Annotated in this window: 17 protein-coding genes; 15 read left to right on the forward strand and 2 right to left on the reverse strand. The window is 43.9% G+C overall.

Annotation, left to right across the window (positions count from 1 at the left end):
* Positions 1-246 precede the first annotated feature (246 nt).
* From MHN81_RS23915 to MHN81_RS23970, 12 genes are all read left to right on the forward strand, one after another.
* Positions 247-3,573: a M4 family metallopeptidase gene (locus tag MHN81_RS23915; RefSeq protein ID WP_023401237.1), complete on the forward strand. Its 3,327-nt coding sequence runs from the start codon at positions 247-249 to the stop codon at positions 3,571-3,573.
* Between the two features lie 85 nt (positions 3,574-3,658).
* A complete protein-coding gene (locus MHN81_RS23920) occupies positions 3,659-5,683 on the forward strand; it encodes a Hint domain-containing protein (RefSeq protein ID WP_023401238.1) in 2,025 nt (674 codons plus the stop codon).
* 51 nt (positions 5,684-5,734) lie between these two features.
* Positions 5,735-6,982, forward strand: a complete 1,248-nt coding sequence (locus MHN81_RS23925) for a hypothetical protein (protein ID WP_023401239.1) — start codon at positions 5,735-5,737, stop codon at positions 6,980-6,982.
* 10 nt (positions 6,983-6,992) lie between these two features.
* Complete coding sequence (locus MHN81_RS23930) at positions 6,993-7,865, forward strand: GEVED domain-containing protein (protein ID WP_239426943.1); 873 nt, start codon at positions 6,993-6,995, stop codon at positions 7,863-7,865.
* Positions 7,866-7,876: 11 nt separating this feature from the next.
* A complete protein-coding gene (locus MHN81_RS23935; protein WP_239426944.1) occupies positions 7,877-9,355 on the forward strand; it encodes an internalin in 1,479 nt (492 codons plus the stop codon).
* A 57-nt stretch (positions 9,356-9,412) separates the two neighbouring features.
* On the forward strand, positions 9,413-10,480 hold the full coding sequence (locus tag MHN81_RS23940) for a hypothetical protein (RefSeq protein ID WP_023401242.1): 1,068 nt from the start codon (positions 9,413-9,415) through the stop codon (positions 10,478-10,480).
* A gap of 273 nt (positions 10,481-10,753) precedes the next feature.
* Complete coding sequence (locus MHN81_RS23945) at positions 10,754-11,464, forward strand: PKD domain-containing protein (RefSeq protein ID WP_239426945.1); 711 nt, start codon at positions 10,754-10,756, stop codon at positions 11,462-11,464.
* A gap of 402 nt (positions 11,465-11,866) precedes the next feature.
* Positions 11,867-13,414: a 2-isopropylmalate synthase gene (leuA, locus tag MHN81_RS23950; protein WP_023401244.1), complete on the forward strand. Its 1,548-nt coding sequence runs from the start codon at positions 11,867-11,869 to the stop codon at positions 13,412-13,414.
* Positions 13,411-14,487 carry a 3-isopropylmalate dehydrogenase gene (leuB, locus tag MHN81_RS23955; RefSeq protein WP_023401245.1) on the forward strand — a complete coding sequence of 359 codons (1,077 nt, stop codon included), beginning with the start codon at positions 13,411-13,413 and terminating at the stop codon, positions 14,485-14,487. Before leuA ends, leuB begins: the two co-directional genes overlap by 4 nt.
* Positions 14,488-14,517: 30 nt before the next feature.
* The gene (leuC, locus tag MHN81_RS23960) at positions 14,518-15,921 is read left to right on the forward strand and encodes a 3-isopropylmalate dehydratase large subunit (RefSeq protein ID WP_023401246.1); all 1,404 of its coding nucleotides are present in this window, start codon (positions 14,518-14,520) and stop codon (positions 15,919-15,921) included.
* On the forward strand, positions 15,918-16,517 hold the full coding sequence (gene leuD, locus MHN81_RS23965; RefSeq protein WP_023401247.1) for a 3-isopropylmalate dehydratase small subunit: 600 nt from the start codon (positions 15,918-15,920) through the stop codon (positions 16,515-16,517). The genes leuC and leuD overlap by 4 nt, the downstream gene beginning before the upstream one ends.
* A gap of 91 nt (positions 16,518-16,608) precedes the next feature.
* Positions 16,609-17,211, forward strand: a complete 603-nt coding sequence (locus MHN81_RS23970; RefSeq protein ID WP_239426946.1) for a hypothetical protein — start codon at positions 16,609-16,611, stop codon at positions 17,209-17,211.
* 49 nt (positions 17,212-17,260) lie between these two features.
* On the opposite strand, the gene MHN81_RS23975 is transcribed toward MHN81_RS23970, so the two are convergent.
* A complete protein-coding gene (locus MHN81_RS23975) occupies positions 17,261-17,602 on the reverse strand; it encodes a hypothetical protein (RefSeq protein WP_023401249.1) in 342 nt (113 codons plus the stop codon).
* A gap of 101 nt (positions 17,603-17,703) precedes the next feature.
* Here MHN81_RS23975 and MHN81_RS23980 point away from each other — a divergent pair, with 101 nt between their 5' ends.
* The gene (locus tag MHN81_RS23980; RefSeq protein WP_023401250.1) at positions 17,704-18,162 is read left to right on the forward strand and encodes a TerB family tellurite resistance protein; all 459 of its coding nucleotides are present in this window, start codon (positions 17,704-17,706) and stop codon (positions 18,160-18,162) included.
* On the opposite strand, the gene MHN81_RS23985 is transcribed toward MHN81_RS23980, so the two are convergent.
* On the reverse strand, positions 18,159-18,680 hold the full coding sequence (locus MHN81_RS23985; RefSeq protein ID WP_023401251.1) for a sigma-70 family RNA polymerase sigma factor: 522 nt from the start codon (positions 18,678-18,680) through the stop codon (positions 18,159-18,161). The two genes, MHN81_RS23980 and MHN81_RS23985, sit on opposite strands and share 4 nt — an antisense overlap.
* A 282-nt stretch (positions 18,681-18,962) precedes the next feature.
* On the opposite strand from MHN81_RS23985, the gene MHN81_RS23990 reads away from it, so the two are divergent.
* Both MHN81_RS23990 and MHN81_RS23995 read left to right on the forward strand, forming a co-directional pair.
* Complete coding sequence (locus MHN81_RS23990) at positions 18,963-21,395, forward strand: penicillin acylase family protein (RefSeq protein ID WP_239426947.1); 2,433 nt, start codon at positions 18,963-18,965, stop codon at positions 21,393-21,395.
* 56 nt (positions 21,396-21,451) lie between these two features.
* Positions 21,452-21,652: an MbtH family NRPS accessory protein gene (locus MHN81_RS23995; RefSeq protein ID WP_023401253.1), complete on the forward strand. Its 201-nt coding sequence runs from the start codon at positions 21,452-21,454 to the stop codon at positions 21,650-21,652.
* The last annotated feature ends 146 nt before the right edge of the window (positions 21,653-21,798 follow it).

A 21,798-nucleotide genomic window follows, 5' to 3' on the forward strand; every position in this document is an offset into this window, starting at 1 on the left:
ATCTTCATATTCGTCCCCATATTTAAAACTCGATTCTATTGCTCTTTTTGCGTTTCTTTCGGTGTTTTTGTTTGTTTTTTGTTAATTTGTAGTTTATTAAAAATTAAATATATGATGTTTTTTGCTCATTTTGATGTAATTACTCTATACATCCAAAGAGTGCTGTAGTATAAAATATGATCAAAACAACTTGAATAATGTTACATTGTTAACATTCTGCTCACTACAATTAAAAGGATAAATTGTATGAAACGTGTAGATGTTTTGCTTGGTCTATCATTGAGTATACTCATTGTTTCTAATGCTTTTGCCTCAGTAGAATCAACGCCTCTCTACAACAAGCAATATCTATGGCATGAGATCGAGCGCGCCGTTGCAATAAAGCCACAAATAGAGGCTACGGTTGATAGCCCTCACCTAGGTGACAACATCCAATATCGGTTGATGAAATCAGTTGGAACGACTTCAGTTTACCAACACTATCAAGCTTTTTATGGGGATTTTCCTATCCTAGATAGTAACTTAGTTATTGCACGTAATGCTGATGGTTCTATTCGTCAAACAATGGGGAAATGGATACGTGGCGTGGTTGCGAAGCTCCCATCTCAGTATTACAGCATGACAAATTCGGCTTTGCATCAAGTGGTGCAGCAAATGGAGATTGTCCGAAATGCACAAAGAATTGAGACGCGCAAAGCGTACGTTTTGCAAGATAAACAGCTATTACCTGTTATTCAAATAGAGGCTTGGTTTAAAGACCATCATGAGACGCTAACATTGAGCGCAATTGATCTGAAAGTGATTTCTCAACATGACAATACGCAATATGCTTTCACGTCTAGCCCTTTATCAAACAGTGGCTATCAAGTTGGCGGTGGCATTGGGGGAAGTTTCAAATTGGGCGCAGTGTGTTATTCGCCGAGCCCCAATAGTATGCAAAATTGTACGCGCTACCAATTTGACAATACATCGCCAGTAGGCAAAGAGTTATTGTTTGAAGATTTAGATGCCAATGCCATTTTTGCAGAGTTTAATGGCTACCCCTATGTAATTAAGAAATCTCAACAACGTTGTATTCTAGAAAACCCTTATGTTACGACATTTGATGCAAAAATCTCAGAAACTGAGCCAGTTTCATATCTATGTCAGAGCAATAACGAAAATTACAATAAAGATGAAATAGACTCTACTTACGGCACTTATTATAGTTACAGTGCCGCCAACGAAGCGCATTTTAACGCTGGGTTGGTGATGCAGTTTTTCCATAAAAATCTGAGAAAGATTTTTCCCGAACAAGCGCAAGATTGCTCGGATACAGGCTACTGCATTAAACCGTTACTCCAGAAAGTAAACAAACACACTATCTTAGGCTCAAACTATGCATCGTGGGATGGCACTTACGCCAATTATGGTCCAGGTAATGGGGGCTATGAGTTTTATTCTTTGACTGGGCTAGGGATTGTTGCCCACGAGGCAGCACACGCTATTACACAATGGAATTCATCATTGGGCAATGGCGATATTGACCGCGCGATCAATGAAGGTATGTCGGACATCGCAGCCATTGCTGCGCTTGATTATTATCAGCATGCATCGAGCGGTTCATATACGCAATCCCAACCATTTTTGGATTTATTTTTTGAGCAACCTGGACAGTACACTAACAATCGCAAGTGGTGGTATGGCTGGGATGTTATGGCCGCTGATCTACCTGCACGATATTTTGAACTACCGTCTTGGGATGGCAGGAGTATTGATCATTGGAAAGATTTCACCAGCACTAAAACGGGTCATGACAATGGCGGAGTATTAAGAAAAGCATTTTACGAGCTTGTTAAGACCCATGGGTGGAGTATCCAAGAAGCTTACAGTCTGTTTTTGCGGGCGAATGCGACGCAATGTTTGTTTTCAGGTATCTCAATCAATGAATTTGGCTATTGCCTATTAGACCAGACAGAGCATATGACAGTTGCAGATAAACCCGCTTCAGTCATTGCTGCAAACGTCTCCGACAGTTTAGCTGGCGTTGGGATCTCAACCGGAATTGGTTTATCAACGTTAGATGCAGATACGTGGTTAAACTACAATACTGTGAACTATGACTTAAGCCGACTTGATAGTGATTTGATTTCGCAAATCGACATCGTTTGGGGTGACGGGCAAGTTGAAAAATGGCGCCGCAGTGACAATACGGCAATCTACCCATTTTTAAAACGGAAAAAAGTGGTCACTGAAGATAAATTAATGCGCTTTTCTATTGATGTCACAACTACAGATGGCACCTCTCGCAGCGCGTTTAATCACTTCTTTAGCCGTAAAGCACAAACTTGCGCGCCATACACGAATAGCGACCTTAGACACAGTACGTCGCTCTCTTTTGGTGGTCATCAAATAAATGATTTACCAGCTGGATATACAGGACAATTTGCAGCTCCACGTGCGCTGGCAAAAAATCGTGATTACGTACTTAACTTTTCGCAGGATTTAACAGGCAAGCTGGTATCCGTGTTCTTCGACTACAATAAAAATGGGTTGATTGAAAGTGAAGACGAAATACTGCGCAACCAGAAAATTACTGGTGACTCTGTATCATTCAAAGTTAACCAAAAAGCCACATCAGGCTTAGGGGTGTTGCGTATCGCCTTAACGACCAATGAATATGACTATTATATTTGGGATGGCTGTGGTGTGGTCGACAATGGCCAAGTGTTGGATGTGATGTTAGATATTGATTCTAAAAACTTGCCAATTATTTCAGACTTTGAAATTCAACCTCTTGATAATAATCGCGTAAAATTTATCAATACCTCGCAGCTCAATGTCGATAAATCAGCTCAGTATCTGTGGCGTTTCGGTTTTGATAATAAAATCAGTACAGAAAAAGATCCTAGTATCGTTAGCTATCCTTCAGCAGGTGGCACATTTAATGTGTCGCTAGAAGTTCGGTATTCGGACAACAGCGAGTCGGATACCAAGTTTGACCAAATTACCTTGTCCAAAGTGGATGAGTGTCCAGCAAAAATAAGTAACAGTGCCAATGCTGGGGTATTTTTTATCGATGAGATTAAGTTGTTCAGATACTCTACTGAACTGGCGACATTGACCAATGCGCAAGGACACAACCCTCAAGGCTATAGCAAATTTATTGCGCCAAACTTTGAAGCGGAGCAAAGGTCCAATTTAAGTGTAGAAATTGCCACTAACCTGATCCCGCGTTCAACAGCTGAGCGGCTACTTGAGAATGCTAATCGTGGCGTGAGATTCACAATTTGGTTGGATAAAGATGGCGATGGCAAGTTTGTGGAGTCAGAGTCGAGCTTTGACAATGATCCAAACTATAGCTATTGGCTAGACAACAGTGAGTGTCGCTCTATTTCAGGTAGTGAGCATTGCCGGATCAAAGCCACCAAGTCCATTTCATTACCACGAGTATCTTGGCTCGAATGGTCAAAAGACTTTTATATCCGTGCAAAACTAGAAGAGTACCCCGCGGAAAATACCTATAAAAAGGACTCATGTAGTTTGTTCGATTACGGCGAAATACATGATTTTCGTATCAAAGTTAAATACTAATCAATAATTAACCGCTCGCAGTCATGTAGGCAAAGGTCCCTTTGCCTACGAGCTACCTTGTATCACTAATCTAAAAGGAAACTTTATGAAACTTGTTAGCCTAGCAGTGATTGCTGCTTTGGGAGGAGCTTCGTTTGTTGCTGTAGCGAACCCCATCTCCGTCGAAAACCTAACTCTGCAGACAATTGTGCAACCAGACGCATCGCTCAGTACGTATGAGCAGGTTTCTCAGCGCTTGGCGCAACATGGCATCAATGAAAAAAACCGTCCGCATTTGTTTCATGTGTTAAAGACCACAGAAATTAACCAAGCGAGTCAATCAGAGATGGGCATTGCCAGTGTATCCGGTTTGGCAAATCCGGCAAACACGGAATGCGATAACGAAAAAGTCTGCTCTTTTTTTACTGACATGGGCTTTAGAACAGCCACTGACTCCAACGGTAATGATTACGTTATTATCTCAGCGATCAACAGTGAAACAGCCCCGACGACTTATACTTTTTTAGACTTGTCACTGGTTAATGAGCATGGCGAGCCAATTACGATCCCGCGCTTTATTGAGTATTGGGGCGAAGGCGTTACCAAGAAGCGCATGGATATTACATCTGTTGGTAGGCTTAGCGATATTTTACCTAAGTTGATGGCAGCGGAACAAATTTTTGCCAATGCTTGGGTTACCGTTACGTATATCAATGCTAGCGGCGTTGAAGTGGCTGAAACGAAGCAAATGTCCATGGAGTATTCAAAAGATACATTGCTAGCTGATCTTGGCTACGTAAGAAACTCTCCAGAAGGTCAAGGCTTGGAAGTATTCGACCCAACAGCGGAGATGACAATCCAGCCTGCAAGCAGTTACACACAGATTGGTGCAAATTTACTTGAGAAAGGGGTGACAGCGCCAGTTGATAGAAAAGAAATTGACAATGCTGACCCAACGAATAACCGCATCAAAGTTTGTTTAAACCGCCGATATGATGACTGTGATATTGACGCCTATTACGATCCCGGCACACCTAATGACCAAATTAAAGCGGTTGTACCATTTACTGGATTTAGGGATGTAATGGGCCGTGTGACTAAGATCTATCGCCCTGATTGGTCAACTAAAAATGTAACCTTTGACGATAATGGCAACCCAACTTATACCATTAACCCAAAAGGGGAAAGACCGGTAGAGCTATACCACGGCACTGAGATCTTTATCCAAACTAAAGAGCTTGGTGGTGCAACTGCACTTGGTGGTGGTTATCAGGGATCAAATCATCTGTTTTCTGATCACATTAACCTGAAATATTTTACTAAAAAAGTTGGCTCGATGACTTTTGATATGACGCGTATTTCGTGGAACATTCCTAGATCGAAAGGGATCTTTGGCGATGCACGACTATATGGTCGTTATGAAGATGCACACTGGATCATGAACTTGTCAATTGAAAGTGAAGAGACCAGAGGGCCGCGCAAAATGACCAGAAGATATTCGTACGTTGTTGGCAGTGCGGATATGCCTGATGATCAGTCTTGGAAAGATATTGAGCACCCACCACTACAAATGGTATTTAGCTGTTTGGCAAAAGGTTCCATGATTAAGCTTGCCAACGGCAAAGAGCTAGCGATAGAGCAGCTAAGCGTTGGTGAAACGGTATTGGGAGCGAGCCAGTTTGCGCCAAACGTTCATATACCACTTGAAATTAAAGATATTTCCATCGGCTCTGAAAGTCAGCCAATGATCAAGCTGACGACTGAATCTGGCAAAGAGCTGTTACTCACTGAATCTCATCCAGTTGTTACACTATCGGGTGTATCTTCATGGGCCAATAAAGTACAAGTTGGTGATCGTATTCGCACGGCGTCAGGGCTGGAGCTGATCACTGAGGTTAAAGAAGAGAAATACAATGAGCACGTCTATAACTTGAAACTAGCCAGAACTGCAGATGATCCAAATCACAGTCCGGGTGAAACATTCTCAATGTTTGCAAATGGCCTACAGGTCGGTGATTTAGCAATGCAAACAGACAATGAGTTTGAAGAGCTTGTTGAAACAGAGCAAGACGTCCTCAAGCGCATTCCAGAAGCATGGCACAAAGACTACCTTAATAGCCTCAACAAGTAGGACACAAACTAGCTGAGGCCTTACTCAGGCCTCTTCACGGAGTGAAAACAAATGAAAAAATACAATTTCATTAGCCTTGCGCTGGCTTTGTCAGCAGTTCCAGCCATTGCTCAAATATCTGAAACCCCAAAGACGTTAAGTGAATTAAAGGCGTTGTCTGGCGAGGCCAAGAGCATAGATCTAGTGCCGCTTGGGACGGCTTATCAAAGTAAAGGGGATGTTTTACTAGGTCTTCAGTCAGTTCAAGGGACTGCTGTTGAACATCTTGGTAATACCAATATCGATTTTAGAGTGGGTGTTGATCTGAGTTATGAACAGGCACTTAAGCTGATCGACGGCAAAGTGGATGCGGGTTTTAAATTCCCTGCGGTTCGCGTTGATGCTGGCGCAAATTACGCGAAAGATATCAGTGCGGATAGATATACGGGTACTTACAGTGTCTATTCATCCGTTAAGCCTAAGTCTCGTATTTTGATGCCGACAGGCGATGCTGGTTATCAACCGACGCAAGCAGCCAAAGAATTGGCCCAGGCTTATCCTGGCAACAAAGCGGCCAACTTGGGTGATGGCTTTGTGCAAGGTTTTGCATATGGGTCGAATGTTGTTATCAACATGAAGATAGAATACCGCAATGAGCAAGATAAGCGAAAAATTGGCGGTTACTTGAGTGTTGATTGGATCGGCAAAGTTAAGGTAGATGGGCAGCTACAAAAAATTGATGAAGAAAAACGTCAATCGGTCAAAATCTCTATCAGTGGTTACCAAAGTGGCGGAGATCCTAACCGACTACTTAACATCATTCCAAATGGCATCATGCGCTGTACGCTGCTCAACCCTGAGCCGTGTTTCAACCTATTTGAAGCGGCGGTCAATTACTTAAAAACAGACTACATTAATCAGTTCGATTCTTTAGATGATTACAACATCACCGAAAGCTATATCACTAAGTATTTAGATTCTGGTGCCGCACTGCAGCAGTTGATCCCCGATGCGGGTTATACGCCAGTAAATTACCTAACTAAGTTGGTAATAAAAGAATTGACGGCACGTTGGATAGAAGAGCGTTTGACCTATCGCAGAGCGAAAAATCTACAGCGTTATTATGCAGCACAATTCTCGCCAGAGCAGTTAAATCAACTACAGCAAATCGAGAGCTCAAGCCGCGCAAACGCAAACTTGTTTGCTGATATGGTTGACTATTGTGAGCGTAATCCCGAAGGCAATTATTGCATCGACTATGAATCTGGCAACCTCGCTTACTATAGAGATTATAGTGCGATCAGCGATGTATTAAAGTAAGGACACCATTATGAAAAAGCTAACTAAGAGCAATTATGTTTCTTTAATCGCGCTTGCCTCATCGTTGCTCGCAGCAAGTGTGCAAGCGCAAACCCCCGCGGATGAACTCATTGAAAATGCCAAGTACAGTGAGTTGGGCGATATGCTCACAACCACAGAGGCCCAAGGGCGCTTTGCTTGGATGAAAAAGTGTTATGACGGTCTGCTGGTTGAAATGTGGGAACAAATGTTTGATACCAGAGAGATCATTCCTAAAGAGCAAAAGCTTCAGCAACTGCAACAGCTGTGGCTATCTCAAGCTAAGATTGCCGCAGGCCAAGCGCAGTATGTGACCTTTGCCAATGAAGACTTTACTAACCCCTATGAGTGGACTGCAGGAACCAGCGAAAATCAAGCCTGCACACTGATGCCGCCAGAGTATCAAGCGGTGGCTTTAAAAACGACGGTTTTAAAACACAAGTACTGTGCAAATACCAGCTTTGGTAGCGAATGGGAGTGGATTGAAGGTGTCAAAATTGAAGAGTTTGAGCATATGTCAGGCTCGCACGAACACACTGTGGTGTCAGGGAAAGTTGTGACATTACCAGCAAATCGGGCGGTAAAAGTAACCGTGACACCTGGCAATGTCATTCCTGAATACCCCTCTTATGTTGCAGTACGGCTTTGGGCTGATTGGAACCACAATGGCGAATTCGATAACAATGAGCTAATGCATTCATCTGCGTCTGATGGGGTATTCCAGTTTGTGTTTAATGTGCCAAAGGATGTTCCTGAGGGCGTGACCTTGATGCGCGTCGCGTTGGATGCTGGCGGTGGTTCCGACAATGCTTGTCGACGTATTCAGTATGGCGAAGTTGAAGACTACCTGATCACAGTTCGTTAAGGAAAGATGATATGAAACCTATTTATTTATCAGTTATTGCATTGGCATTAACTGGACAAAGTTTGGCAGCGCAAAGTGAAGCTACCGATGTTTCTAGCTCAAATCTATCGGGGTCGGTTATCTCGGGATTGATCAACGACCATGTTGCAATTGGCACTGCGTACGATAGCCAAAAAAAGCGCTTTTTAAATGTGCAACCTGTAGCTGGTGTGATTGATGAAACGTTTGGTAATACAGAGCTGAAGTTTAAAACTGGCATTGATATGAGCTATGACGACATGCTCAATACCTTAAATGGTAGTGTTGATGTTGATGTGAACTTTCCGGTAGTACGTGTGTCCGCGGGCGCTTCTTTGGCAAAAGAAATGGCCTCTAGTACCTATTCAAGTTCGTATACATTCAGTGCCGCAAGCACGCCCAAAAAACGTCTATTTTTACCAAAAAGCCAAAACCAAGGCTATGTTCTATCACAAGTGGGCCAAGATATTGCCAATAACCATCAAACTAAATTACAAACTTTGGTAGGTGATGAGTTTTTAACGGGTGTTGAATACGGCGCAAATGTGCTAGTAAACCTCAAGATTGATTATGGCAGTAACAAGGACAAATCTGATATTGGCGGTTATTTAGATGTCGATTTATATGGTGGCGTGTTCAATGTTGGTGGTCAGCTGAGATACTTGAAGGATGAAACCAAATCATCGGTAAAAATAACGGTTCGTGCAGTGCAACAAGGGGGCGATCCTAAACAGTTACTGAGCATTATTCCAAATAACATCATTACCTGTTCGCTGGACAACCCAAAGCCTTGTTTTGATATGTTCTATGAAGCGGTCAAGTATGCGAAAACAGGGTTTAATTCGCAGCTAAATAGCTTAAGTGACTACAATGTTGTTCGCTATTATACGACGCGTTACGAAAACTCTTCGCTGGCGCTACGCAGTTTAGTGCCTGAGTATCAAATTGTGCGCAATGCAACCAAGTGGTTGATCAGTGAGCTTGAAGATGACTTTAAGCAAGCAATCCTTGATGAACAACGCGCTGATAAGTTGCTCAACAGCTATTATGCATACCTTCCGGAGCAGCAGCGCATTGCGGTCGAGCGGATCAAAAACCTTGCCTATGACAATGCTTGGTTCTTCTTTAATGCGGCACAGTTCTGTCGTGATAACCCATTTGGTTATGCGTGTGAAAACAAAGTGCAAGAGATGAAAAGTGCGTGTGTAGAGCGTGGTAAAGCGTGCCCGGCAAGCTATAACGTCACGGATCTTCAATTGCCTAGCACTGACAAACAAGACTGGAAGCAATGCGAGTTAGCCAGACAAGAAGCTGTCAGAGCGGGTGTGGTCACAGAAGAGGAAAGTGCGCGATTCCGTAACTTAAGATGGGCACCAACTTTTATTGATGTTACAGCACCTGCGCGTGGCATTTTAAATTGGCGCTTATGTGAAGGCGCATTGAGCACTTATGGCAACGCCTTTGCTCAATAACCTGAGTTTGGCCGCATAGTACTCTCAGGTCGATGCGGCCTATTTCAAGGAGCGGATATGAAAATTTACTTGGCAGCCTTTGCCACGTTGTTGTCTTGTGTTGCTCATGGCAAGGTGTATTACAGTGAAAAAGCAAAAACAGCGGACTTAGGTAAGGCCTTTAATTTAAATACACACACAATTGAACAACCTTGTTTACAAGGAGATGTTCAATACCATTCCAGCCTCTCAGGCAGTCTAAATTACTTTCAAAGAGTGGATGAAACCTTAATTCGTCGCCGTACCTTTGGTGAAGTGCATGGTGGGATCAACTTATTCATTGTTGCTGGTAGTGTATCGACTTCCATGACACACCGTAATGCGACGGATAGTTTGTCTTTGACTTCACAGCTGCATTTGAAATTTAACGAAGGATACAGCACGCTCGAAGAGCGAGCGCTGATCGATGGTGTGGATATTGCCAGTTGCGGGCACAGCTTTATTTATCAAGTGAATTATGGCCGAGATTTATTCGTAAATACTCGCCTGCACTTTAAAACAGTAGAAGATTACAAACGTTTTGTGATCAAGATAAAAATCCGTTTGCTGTTTTTCAAAAAGACCATCACTAAGGTAAAAGAAATCGAAAAGTATGCCGAAAGTGCAGTATTTAGTGTTGATGTTAACTCTAATGGACCGTTACCTGAAAAGCTACAAAAGCAGTTAAATGAACGTCCAACCTATTGCCGGGGGAGCAATATAGGCCCTTGCCTAGAAACTCTACATGAATTGGTTGCGTATAGTTTTGATAGCAATGGGTTGGTGAAAGATTTGGCTGCACTGGATAAAGTGCCTCGCAGTTTTGTCGTGAAAGGGTTTCGAGATTCTGGTCATTATGGTGCGCAGGATTGGGTGGCGACAAACAATAGTGGATATGACCCCATTTGGCGCAGAGCTGACAGTCACTATGGTCAGGCTGTACGCGATTTGGAGCGCGCTAAGGCATTTTTACAAGTAGCAACGGAATCTGAATATGAACTGGCAAAGCTTCGCTATGAACAGGCGCAGGCAAAGCTTGCTGATGCCGAGTTACTTAAATCTCGCTGTTTTTCGAAACCTTGGCTAGTAGAATGCAGCAGCCTTTAAATGTAGCACTTTAAGATTGGCCTTAAGGCTGATCTTTTTGTCTCTTCAATTAGATTGGATAACATGTTGAGGATCCACTGAAGGGACGTCTTTTTCTATATACGTACTAACTTTTGGAGTGTTAAGACAAAAAAATGATTATAAAGGATATTTTAGTTTCTTATGTGCTTTTCTCGTAATGTTTTGTTAACTTTTGCGTAGGAGCTAAGATACACTCAACTTATCAACTGCGATCAATTGCACCGCTAAACATACATATATCAAGGAACTGATATGAATAAGCTGTTACCCATTTTACTGTTCATGTTCGCCGCCCATTTAAGTGCTGCACAGCTTGATTACTTTTGGGACTTTGGTGATGGCACGATCTCTAATCTTGCAGAACCGGAACACCAGTATAAGGCTGCCGGAATTTATACCGTCAAGAGAGAAGTCTATCAAAATGGCATTTTGGTGATGAAAAGCGAGCAAGTTGTCGATCTGGTAACGCCGAAGATAGTAGCGCTGGAAATAGCCTTGCCATCGCAAATAATTGCCAAACAAGGCACCGAGATATCCGCACTGTTAACAACCAGCGAGCCTATAGAGATGCTCAAATATCAATGGTTTTTAGATGAGGAATCACTCGGTGATGCCGTACAAGAAGCTGCCCTAGAATATGTATTTGAGAGATCAGGTAAGCATATGTTGAAGCTCCATGCACTTTGGGGCGCGACTATTGTAAAGTCGACAGAGATTGAGCTAGAGGTAGTTCAAGAAAGCGACAATATAGAACCGGGCGATGGTACTGACCCAGATGATGGAAATAAAGGGACAGATCCTGATGATGGTAACAGCGTCACACCACCAGATAATGGCAATAAAGTACCTGACAACAGTGACAAGTCACCAAATCATGGGGAAGGAGACAGTGGTGGAGGTGGGAGTTTAGGTATTGTGAGCTTATTTTGGCTGCTGTGTTTAATCCGTCGAAGACGTAAGTAAAAACAAAAAAACCGCCCTAATTGGCGGTTTTTTTACGTACAAAATTTAATTCAGATGTGACGTGATTTTGTAGTAAAGGACAGGTCCAAATGGTTATTGCTTGCATTATTTAATCATGTTTGTGGTTTTATTTGGTGATTTTGTTTTTTGTTTTAGGTGTTTTACTTGGTTTGTTGAAATTTTTATGCTTGATCTGAGCTTTTTAGGCATGTTAAAACATATTTAATACATCAACAGGTACGATTGCTCTAAATGAAAAACATCATGTTACTGACAACTTTGCTTAACCTCTTACTGATTATTGTAGGTAAGGGCGGGGCTTAGTTGCGTGTTTTGAGCAACCAAATAGCAAACCCCGCCAACGAGCGGGGTTTTTTATTTTGCGCGAGCGAGGAAATAGGAATGCAGGACAAGGTTTGGATTTTTGATACAACGTTAAGAGATGGAGAGCAGGCTCTAAAGGCAAGCTTGACCGAAGAAGATAAGATTCAGCTGGCTCACACCATAAGTCGACTTAACGTTGATGTGATGGAGGTGGGGTTTCCCGTGTCGAGTCCTGCTGACTTCAGAGCGGTACAGCGCATTGCTCAAGAGGTGAAGGGGCCTATTATTTGTGGTTTGGCCCGTGCTATGCCAAAAGACATAGAGGCCTGTGGACTTGCATTAAAAGGGGCTGAACGAGGGCGTATTCATACGTTTATTGCCACCAGTCCTTTGCATTTAGAGCATAAGTTACGTAAGTCCCTTGATGATGTTATCGAAATGGCTGAACGCTCTATAAAACAAGCATTGCAGTACACCGATGATGTTGAATTTTCATGTGAAGATGCAGGCCGTACACCTTACGCTGATCTGTGCAAAGTTGTAGAGCGTGCAATTTCGGCTGGGGCGACAACAATAAATATCCCTGACACTGTAGGTTACACAACGCCCGATGAGTACGCGGCAATCATTCATCATTTACGCAATACAGTACCAAATATTGATAAAGCAAGATTGAGTGTGCACTGTCATAACGACCTTGGTTTAGCGGTTTCTAACTCTATCGCGGCAGTACAGGCGGGGGCAAGGCAGATCGAGTGCACTATCAATGGCATTGGAGAGCGCGCTGGAAACTGTTCGTTAGAAGAAGTCGCCATGATTATGAAAATGCGTGAAGATCACCTAAAAGTACATACCGACATTCGCACTGAAGAGATTTATCGCGCCTCTCGCCAAGTGGCAACAATTTGCAATATGCCAGTACAACCTAACAAAGCGATTGTTGGTGAAAATGCGTTTGCACATAGCTCAGGCATTCACCAAGACGGTGTTTTAAAAGCGCAAAATACCTATGAAATTATGGCGCCTGAAATGGTTGGCGTGCCTAACAATCAATTGAATATGACGTCACGCTCTGGCCGTCATGTAATTGAACACCGTTTATCGGAACTTGGGTATCAAGCTGAAGATTATGATATGGACCAGCTGTATAGCAGCTTTTTAGAGCTTGCAGACCAAAAAGGCACCGTCTACGACTACGACCTAGAAGCCATGATCTACTTCAATAAAATTGCGGAACAAGATGAGTTTTATCAGCTGCAGTTTGTCAATGCGTCATCCAACTCTCAGTCAATTGCCAGCGCAACTGTGGGCATGAGCTTAGGTGGTGACTTGGTGCAAGAGGCGGCAACCGGTAATGGTCCCGTTGAGGCCGCGTTTCTGGCAATAGAGCGCATCACAGGGCAAGCAGTTGAAATGATTGAGTACAACTTGGAAGCCACTGGCCAAGGTGCAAGCTCCCTTGGTCAAGTAAATATTATCGCGAAATGTGACGGTCGCCAGTATCACGGTGCAGGCCTAGCGGCGGATGTTGTAGAAGCATCAGCTCGAGCAATGATCCGCGTTTACAACTTAATTGATAGGGCACGAAAAGTGTCTGATCTTAAACAACAAAGGAAAGCAGGATGAATCAAAAAAGTTATCAAGTTGCTGTATTGGCAGGAGATGGCATTGGTCCAGAAGTGATGGCGGCTGCGCAGCGCGTGCTTGAACGCGTGAGTGAAGAATTTGCATTTAATTTAGACTTGGTTCATCAGGCGATAGGTGGTGCAGCTATCGACGAATTTGGGCAGGCCCTGCCAGCACATACCCTTGCGGCATGCGAGCAGGCAGACGCTATTTTATTCGGCTCAGTTGGTGGGCCAAAATGGGCAGAATTGCCACCAGAGCAGCAGCCTGAGCGTGCATCTTTATTGCCATTGAGAAAGCACTTTGGTTTATTTTGCAACCTTAGACCTGCCCAGTTGCTGCCGGCATTAAGTGCGTCTTCTCCGCTACGTGCAGATATCAGTGCACAGGGTTTTGACATTTTATGTGTACGCGAGCTAACCGGTGGCATCTATTTTGGTGAAAAAGGTCGAGATGGCAGTGGTGAAAGCGAATTTGCGTTCGACACTCAGAAATACAGTCGCAAAGAGATTGAGCGGATCGCCCGCTTTGCATTTGATGCGGCGCGTCTGCGTAACAATCACGTCACATCGGTTGACAAGTCAAATGTATTGGCATCGAGTGTACTTTGGCGTGAGGTGGTAATTGAGGTCAGCCGAGACTATCCAGATGTAACACTGGAGCACATTTATATTGATAACGCAGCGATGCAATTAGTGAAACAGCCAAGTCAATTTGATGTGCTGCTTTGCGACAACTTATTTGGTGATATTTTGTCTGATGAGTGTGCCATGATCACAGGTTCTATGGGCCTTTTACCTTCAGCAAGCCTCAACCAGTCAGGGTTTGGATTATATGAGCCCGCTGGTGGTTCTGCCCCGGATATTGCCGGTAAAGGTATTGCTAACCCTATTGCACAAATCCTCAGCGCAGCACTGATGTTACGCTATTCCCTAGGTGAGGATGAAGCCGCTCGACGCATCGAAAAAGCGGTGGCTGAAGCCGTTGCACAGGGGATTGGGACACCAGATATATACCCGCAAGCAGCTTATACCACGTTAGATGTGGCTCAGGCGATCGTAGATCGCATTTAATAGTTCGTGTTTAAAGGAAGGATGTAGCAAGTGGCACAGACTTTATACGATAAAATTTGGCAATCGCACGTGGTTGCCAAAATTAATGAACAAACAGACTTACTATATATCGACAGACACCTGGTGCATGAGGTCACATCACCGCAGGCGTTTGCTGGATTGCGAGAGAAAAACCGTCAAGTGCGTTGTCCAGAAAAAACCTTTGCAACCATGGATCACAACGTATCTACCAAAAGCCGCTCTATAGATGCGGCCAGCGAAGTGAGTAAAAATCAGCTTCAGGCACTGGCAAATAACTGTGCTGAGTTTGGTGTTCAACTTTATGATCTTGATTCTATCAATCAAGGCATCGTTCATGTAATGGGCCCGGAGCAAGGGATCACTTTACCCGGTACAACGATAGTGTGCGGCGATAGTCACACCTCTACCCATGGCGCTTTTGGGGCATTAGCCCATGGCATCGGTACCTCTGAAGTGGAACATGTGTTGGCGACTCAGACGTTGCAACAGAAAAAAGCTAAGTCTCTTAAGATTCAAATTAATGGCCAACTACGTCCAACGGTTACTGCGAAAGACTTGATTATGGCAGTGATTGGCGAGCTTGGTACCGCTGGTGGTACAGGCTATGTTGCGGAGTTTTGTGGCACTGCCATTGAAGCGTTGTCGATGGAATCACGCATGACGCTGTGTAACATGAGTATCGAAATGGGTGCCAAAGCAGGTTTGATTGCGCCGGATGAAATTACCTATGCCTATCTGAAAGGCAGGCCGTTTGCGCCCAAAGGGGAAGATTTCGAGCAGGCGGTCGACTATTGGAAAACACTGCACTCGGATGATGGCGCTTCGTTTGACCGTGTCGTAGAAATGGCCGCTGAAGACATTCAGCCACAGGTGACTTGGGGAACCAGCCCAGAGCAAGTGATTGGTATTGATGAGCCGATCCCGAACCCAGATGAAGAACAGGACCTAATCAAAGCTGATTCAATGCGTTCTGCATTGAAATATATGGGACTTGAAGCGGGGCAGCGTTTGTCTGATGCCAAGGTCGATACGGTGTTTATCGGTTCTTGTACGAATAGCCGGATCGAAGATTTACGCGCAGCGGCAAAAATAGTCGAGGGTAAAAAAGTAGCGCAAGGCGTTGAAGCGCTTATCGTGCCAGGGTCTGGATTAGTAAAGCAGCAGGCGGAACAAGAGGGTCTTGCGGACATTTTTGTCGCCGCAGGATTTGAATGGCGCGAACCTGGTTGTTCAATGTGTTTGGCCATGAACGATGACAGATTAGGGGCAGGCAAGCGTTGTGCATCCACATCAAACCGCAATTTCGAAGGGCGCCAAGGTCGCGGTGGGCGCACCCATTTAGTTAGTCCAGCGATGGCCGCAGCGGCCGCGATCGCAGGTCGATTTACTGATATCCGAGGAGCGCAGGCATGAGTGTATACCACAGCGGATTAATGGCACCACTAGATAAAAACAATGTGGATACAGATCAAATCATTCCAAAGCAGTTTTTAACGTCGACTAGTCGAGATGGTTTTGATAAAGCGCTGTTCTATGACTGGCGATACCTAGACAGTGGTGCACCTGATCCGAGCTTTGTCTTGAACTACGCACAGTATCAAGGTGCAACCGTCTTACTAACTCGTGATAATTTTGGTTGTGGTTCATCTCGAGAACATGCGCCGTGGGCTTTGAAGCAATATGGCTTTAGCGTGATCTTAGCAGAGAGCTTTGCCGATATCTTTTTCAATAACTGCGGCAATAACCAGATGTTGTGTATTGCACTTAGCGCCGACATACTCGATAGCTTATTTGCAGTGTGCGAGCGCCAGCCACAAGTGAATATTGAAATTGACTTAGCACAGCAAGTTATTCGCAGCGATTATTTTGCAGATATCTCGTTCGATGTACGTTCAGATATCAAAGCGAGATTATTGAGTGGGTTAGATTTTATTGGAGAAACTGAGCAGCTTAATCATCATATTGATGCGTTTGAGCAACAACTTATCGCCAATCGACCCTGGCAATAAACTTTCTGCACACGACGCCAACCGTCGCATTTTTTTGCCATTAAGCCAAAGGCATTCTAGCCTTTGGCTTTTCATATTCAGGAACACAATAATGAACAAGTTTTCTGCTTCTTTACTGGTTGCCGCAACAATGTTTGCGAGCAGTGCAGCTGTCGCACGCCCTGCGCCTTTAGTGTCTATCCCAACTCACGATGCTTTTTTTGACAAGATCAAAGCACATTGTGGAAAAGCATACGAAGGTAAAGTCACGCTAGATAACCAAGGCCCAAGTGCATTTAGTGAAGCGCGTTTGGTTATGCATGTGCGCCGTTGCAATGAGCGCGAATTACAAGTGCCATTTCATGTGGGTAAAGATGCATCACGTACTTGGATCATTACGAAAACGGGAAGTGGTTTAAGCTTGAAACACGACCATCGTCACAAAGATGGCAGTGATGACAAGTCGACAATGTACGGTGGTCACACGATAGACGCTGGATTTAATAATGTGCAATCATTCCCAGCAGATCAGTACTCTAAAGAGCTTTTTATAGCTCATCAGATACCACAGTCCGCTGGTAATACGTGGCAAATGTTTATCTATGAAGATAAGTTCACATACCGTTTAGTACGTGAGGGTCGTGAATTTAGAGTGGATTTTGATCTAACTAAGCCAGTTAAAGCGCCAAAAGCGCCTTGGGGTTACCAAGATTAAGCTCCACACTATGCCAGTATAAAGTGTATTTATACTGGCAAGTTGCACTTTATTGCTGTTCTTTTACACACTTTACTTCTACGCGGAGATCAGGCTGATAAGGGCGAGGAAAAGTTGGTAGACGATCAAAGCTTTGTACGCCTCCATGCAATAATATTTGCGGTTTCACACCTTGGCAGAGAGATTGGCTATGGCGTAATAAAAACACACTTTGTTGCAAAAAATGGGCGTAAGAATCTGCTTTTATCTGTAAATAATAATGGTCATCGCTATACTTTATTTGTTCGTAATGTACTTTATGATCAAAGTCATAGTATTTTTCTGTGACGCCTATTTTATTCGGTGTGAAGCTACATGCACTGAGCAGGCCCAATGAGGCAATTGACAGCATTCTCACTGCTTTTTTTCTCACTATTGAGGTTAGAAACGGCATAACTACATGAAACCAATTATCGGGTATTAATCTCCTAATTGTATCAAAAGGGGCGACAATTGTTAGAACGTATACGATTATTTTTGGCAAGTTTAGACACACAATCACAGGCACAAGCACCGCTGGACTTCGCCACGGCACTGGGCGCACTGATGGTTGAGGTAATGAGAGCGGATAACGACATTGCGCCAGATGAGCTCACAATGATTGCAAAATTATTGCGACAACACTGTGAATTATCAGAGCAAAGCAGTGAACTTATTCGTACTGAAGCTCAACGATTGGTTGATGACGCGATAGATCTGCATCGATTTGTCAAAGTCGTTAATGACAACACCGATGAAGAGGAGCGCATTGAAGTCATTGAGTTACTTTGGATGGTTGCCTTTGCTGACGGTAAGTTAGATCCACAAGAAGATTATACCGTGCGCAAGTTAGCAGGGCTTATGTATGTTGCGCATGGCGACTTTATCGCCGCCAAGCTCAACGTCAAAGCGGTGTTAGGTTTGGCAGATTAGTGCGTCACTGCCCCTGCTTTTAGTTCATTTTGACAAGATTGAATTGCTTCTTTGATCATAAAGTTCACCAAGGTTGGAGAGATGTGGTACATCTTGGCGATCTCTTTTTGTTTTAAGCGGCCATCGCGGTAAAAGCTGACAACATTTTGGTGGCGTTTAGACAGCTTACCAATGGTGTTATTCACTTTATCTGACAGCTGTGCATCGATGTATTTTTCTTCTATATTCGAACTCTCGTCGTCAAACTGCTCTGTTTGAATAGACTCTAAATCGACAAGGGATTCGCGATTTTGTTTACGGATCATATCAATCGCGATATTTCTAGCAACCTGATAGCAGTAGCTTTTCGTGTTTTTCACTTGGCAATCTTGACACTTTGACATACCTGATAAGCGTAGAAAAGTATCCTGTAAAGCGTCCTCAGCCAGATATGGGCAGCGTAGGATATTGTTCAAATAAGCCAATAATTTCGCTTCATTCTCAGCAATCACTTTAGACCACTTGTTGCACAGCTGCACAGTATTTACTCCTATTTGTACTAAAAGTTTATCCGTAATAGATAATGCGAATAATTATCACTATTATGTTATTTTGATCTTCTATTAGCAGTCAAGTGTTTTGTGTGGTTTTACTAATTAAAGGCAAATTAACTACAGCGCAAAGAAGAGTGGGTTCTTGCAACCTTTGTTATCAAAAATGCAATAATTGGGTTTGTTATTTTCTTTGGTTTTTTGCGGTTTAATTCGTCTTGGGTGCGCGGCTTTAAATTTTTAACCGTGATTAAGAACTTAAGGAAAGTTATGAAGTTAAAATCTACATTAATCCCTGTTGTGGCGGGTTTTGCCCTAGCAGGTGGTCATATCTCAGCTCACGAAAGCACTTTAACGATGAGCTTGAGCGAGGATGTTAAAATTACACGCACCCAACATGGTGTGCCACATATTCAAGCTAAGTCACTATTTGGTTTGGGCTATGGTAATGCATACGCACAGGCGCAAGACCATGCATGTATTTTGGCGGATGGTTATGTACGTGTAAAAGGGGAGCGCGCCAAGTACCTTGGGCCTCATAAAAATGGTCAGGACAACTTTTTTGTAAGCTTAGATTTAGGCTATAAAATTATTGACTTACATGGTCGAGTGGCGCGGGAGTATGCCAACCTATCGGCAGATACTCGAGCGTTGGCAGATGGTTTTGCCGCGGGGTATAACCAGTATTTGCAAGATGTGAGCGTAGGTAAAGCTGCATTGGCCCCAGCTTGTAGCGGCCAAGCTTGGGTAAAGCCTATCAGTGGTGTTGATGTGGTTGCATCCGTACTGGCCTCAGCGGTACAAAACAGCATTGGCCGTTTGCTAGTGCAAATCTTACAGGCGAACCCGGGGACTGGTAATGAATGGTTGCCGACCATCGCCAAGCAGGAGAGCAAGCAGCCACAGCCTTGGTTAATGGCAAGCAACACCAACTACCAACCAAAGCAATTGACACAAGGGTCAAATGGCTGGGCAATGGGCCATGAAGTAACTGAGAATGGTCGCGGCCTGCTGTTGGCAAACCCACACTTCCCATTTAATGGTAATTTACGATTTTGGGCGAACCATGCCAGTGTTGAGGGAGATTTTAGCACCATGGGAGCGTCAGTAATTGGCGTACCTGGGATCGTCAATATTGGCTTTAACCAAGATGTGGCTTGGACACATACTTACTCTTCGGCCCGACATGAAGTCATCTACCAGTTAGAATTAAATCCTACAAACCCACTGCAATATAAGTTTGATGGTCAGTGGGTCGATATTGAAAAGCATCAGGTCAATGTCGAAGTGTTAACGCCGATGGGCGTGCTGACCATGAAGAAGGACTACTTCACCACGCCAATTGGTTATGTTGTCGAAGATCAGAGAAACTTCAAATGGGATAGCAAAAATGCCTACGTGGTACGCGACACGAACCTCAATAACTTAGAGGGCATAGATCACTGGTTGGCAATGAACCGCGCGTCTAACTTAGATGAGTTTATCGATACCTTTAAAACACTCGATGGTTTGGCATTTAACAACACACTCGTGGCAGATAAACACGGCGAAGTATTCTATATTGATGACTCCAATGTACCTGACTTACCTGCGGCCGGTGAAGAGCTATTACGTTCACACCCTGTGATTTCTGAAGTGTACAAGAAAACCCGTATGGCTGTTCTACCGGGAACCAGCAGCGCATTGGTGTATCAGCAAGAAGTACCGTACGAGCGTGCGCCGAAATTGCGTCGTAACGACTATGTACTCAACGCCAATAACTCATACTGGCTGACCAACCTCAAAGAAAAGCTCAGAGGTTATTCACCACTGTACGGTCATGTTGATTACAAGCAAACTCGCCGTACTCGCTACAATTTAAACTTGATGCGCTTTGCACGAGGTGCTGATGGTAAGTTTGACCGCCACGAGCTAGAAAGCATTGTGACGGGTACCAGTGCGTCATTCGAACTGTATAAGCCAACTGTGATGGCAACCTGTGCTTTGTACGCTGGACAAACGATTGCCGTGACAGAAACATTGAGCATGCCTGTTGATCCCGCTTGTAAGGCATTTGCAAAATGGGATGGTAAATTTAATGCAGACTCTGTGTCAGCGCCACTGGCAAAAGAGTTCTTTAATTTATTGGAAGATGAAGATCTATTGATCCAATTTAATCCTGCCTTCCCTGCGGTGACTCCGAGTATTGTTAAAGCGGAAAAATCAACATTGGTTAAGCTTCTTGCCGCGAGTAAACAACTTGAAAACGCGGGCTTTGCGATCGATGCGCCACTTGGTGAACTACAGTTTTTACAAAAAGGAGATCGTCGTATCCCTTGGCCGGGTTCACCACATAACAGTGGTGGCTTCAATATATACTCCACGACCAATGCCATGGATTTAACCTCGTTCGCACCACAGTATGCTGCGCCAATGAAAGAAGTGCTCAATGAAAATTGGACAATTAGTACGGGCTTAAGTACCGATGGTTATCCTATCAATTATGGTTCTAGTTGGATGATGGTAGTCGGTTTCGACGAGCATGGACCACAGGCACGTGGCTTGTTGACTTATTCACAGAGCAATAACCCGAATTCGCCGCACTTCACAGATGCGAGTGAACATTATGCTGCGGGCAAAGGATTAATTGATTTGCCTTACACAGATGCTCAGATCAAGCAAAATAAAGTCAGTGAAATCACACTTAGCGTGAAAAAAGACTAAAAATCCTAGACTGTCGCGCGTCACAGTGGCGACAGTCTAATTTTTGGAAAAATGTGATGAGTTTTGACAACGAAAACGGCACTTTTAAAGTAATCATTAACCACGAAGAACAATACTCTTTATGGCCGAGCTATAAGACGATCCCTGGTGGCTGGAAAGACACGGGCGTAAGCGGTGATAAAGCAACTTGTCTAGAGCATATCAAAACCCATTGGACAGATATGCGTCCTTTGAGTTTACGCCAAGCTATGGCGTAAGCAATCAGGTTATTAAGTGATAATGGAACTGGCAATGAAATGATATGGGGTATTCCATATCAGGCTAGGCTGGCTTTCACTATCGCTTCATATCATCACCAAGCGAGTTTCTGCCTCTGAAACAAGCACTATTTAAGCGCATCAAA

Source organism: Pseudoalteromonas sp. Of7M-16 (genome assembly GCF_022347805.1).
Lineage (GTDB): Bacteria > Pseudomonadota > Gammaproteobacteria > Enterobacterales > Alteromonadaceae > Pseudoalteromonas > Pseudoalteromonas luteoviolacea_F.

Coding starts and splice junctions, on each gene's coding strand:
- leuB (WP_023401245.1), top strand. CDS start 13,411: ATGAATCAAAAAAGTTATCAAGTTGCTGTATTGGCAGGAGATGGCATT.
- MHN81_RS23995 (WP_023401253.1), top strand. CDS start 21,452: ATGAGTTTTGACAACGAAAACGGCACTTTTAAAGTAATCATTAACCAC.
- MHN81_RS23915 (WP_023401237.1), top strand. CDS start 247: ATGAAACGTGTAGATGTTTTGCTTGGTCTATCATTGAGTATACTCATT.
- leuD (WP_023401247.1), top strand. CDS start 15,918: ATGAGTGTATACCACAGCGGATTAATGGCACCACTAGATAAAAACAAT.
- MHN81_RS23945 (WP_239426945.1), top strand. CDS start 10,754: ATGAATAAGCTGTTACCCATTTTACTGTTCATGTTCGCCGCCCATTTA.
- MHN81_RS23940 (WP_023401242.1), top strand. CDS start 9,413: ATGAAAATTTACTTGGCAGCCTTTGCCACGTTGTTGTCTTGTGTTGCT.
- leuA (WP_023401244.1), top strand. CDS start 11,867: ATGCAGGACAAGGTTTGGATTTTTGATACAACGTTAAGAGATGGAGAG.
- MHN81_RS23930 (WP_239426943.1), top strand. CDS start 6,993: ATGAAAAAGCTAACTAAGAGCAATTATGTTTCTTTAATCGCGCTTGCC.
- MHN81_RS23935 (WP_239426944.1), top strand. CDS start 7,877: ATGAAACCTATTTATTTATCAGTTATTGCATTGGCATTAACTGGACAA.
- MHN81_RS23970 (WP_239426946.1), top strand. CDS start 16,609: ATGAACAAGTTTTCTGCTTCTTTACTGGTTGCCGCAACAATGTTTGCG.
- MHN81_RS23975 (WP_023401249.1), bottom strand. CDS start 17,602: ATGCTGTCAATTGCCTCATTGGGCCTGCTCAGTGCATGTAGCTTCACA.
- MHN81_RS23925 (WP_023401239.1), top strand. CDS start 5,735: ATGAAAAAATACAATTTCATTAGCCTTGCGCTGGCTTTGTCAGCAGTT.
- MHN81_RS23990 (WP_239426947.1), top strand. CDS start 18,963: ATGAAGTTAAAATCTACATTAATCCCTGTTGTGGCGGGTTTTGCCCTA.
- MHN81_RS23920 (WP_023401238.1), top strand. CDS start 3,659: ATGAAACTTGTTAGCCTAGCAGTGATTGCTGCTTTGGGAGGAGCTTCG.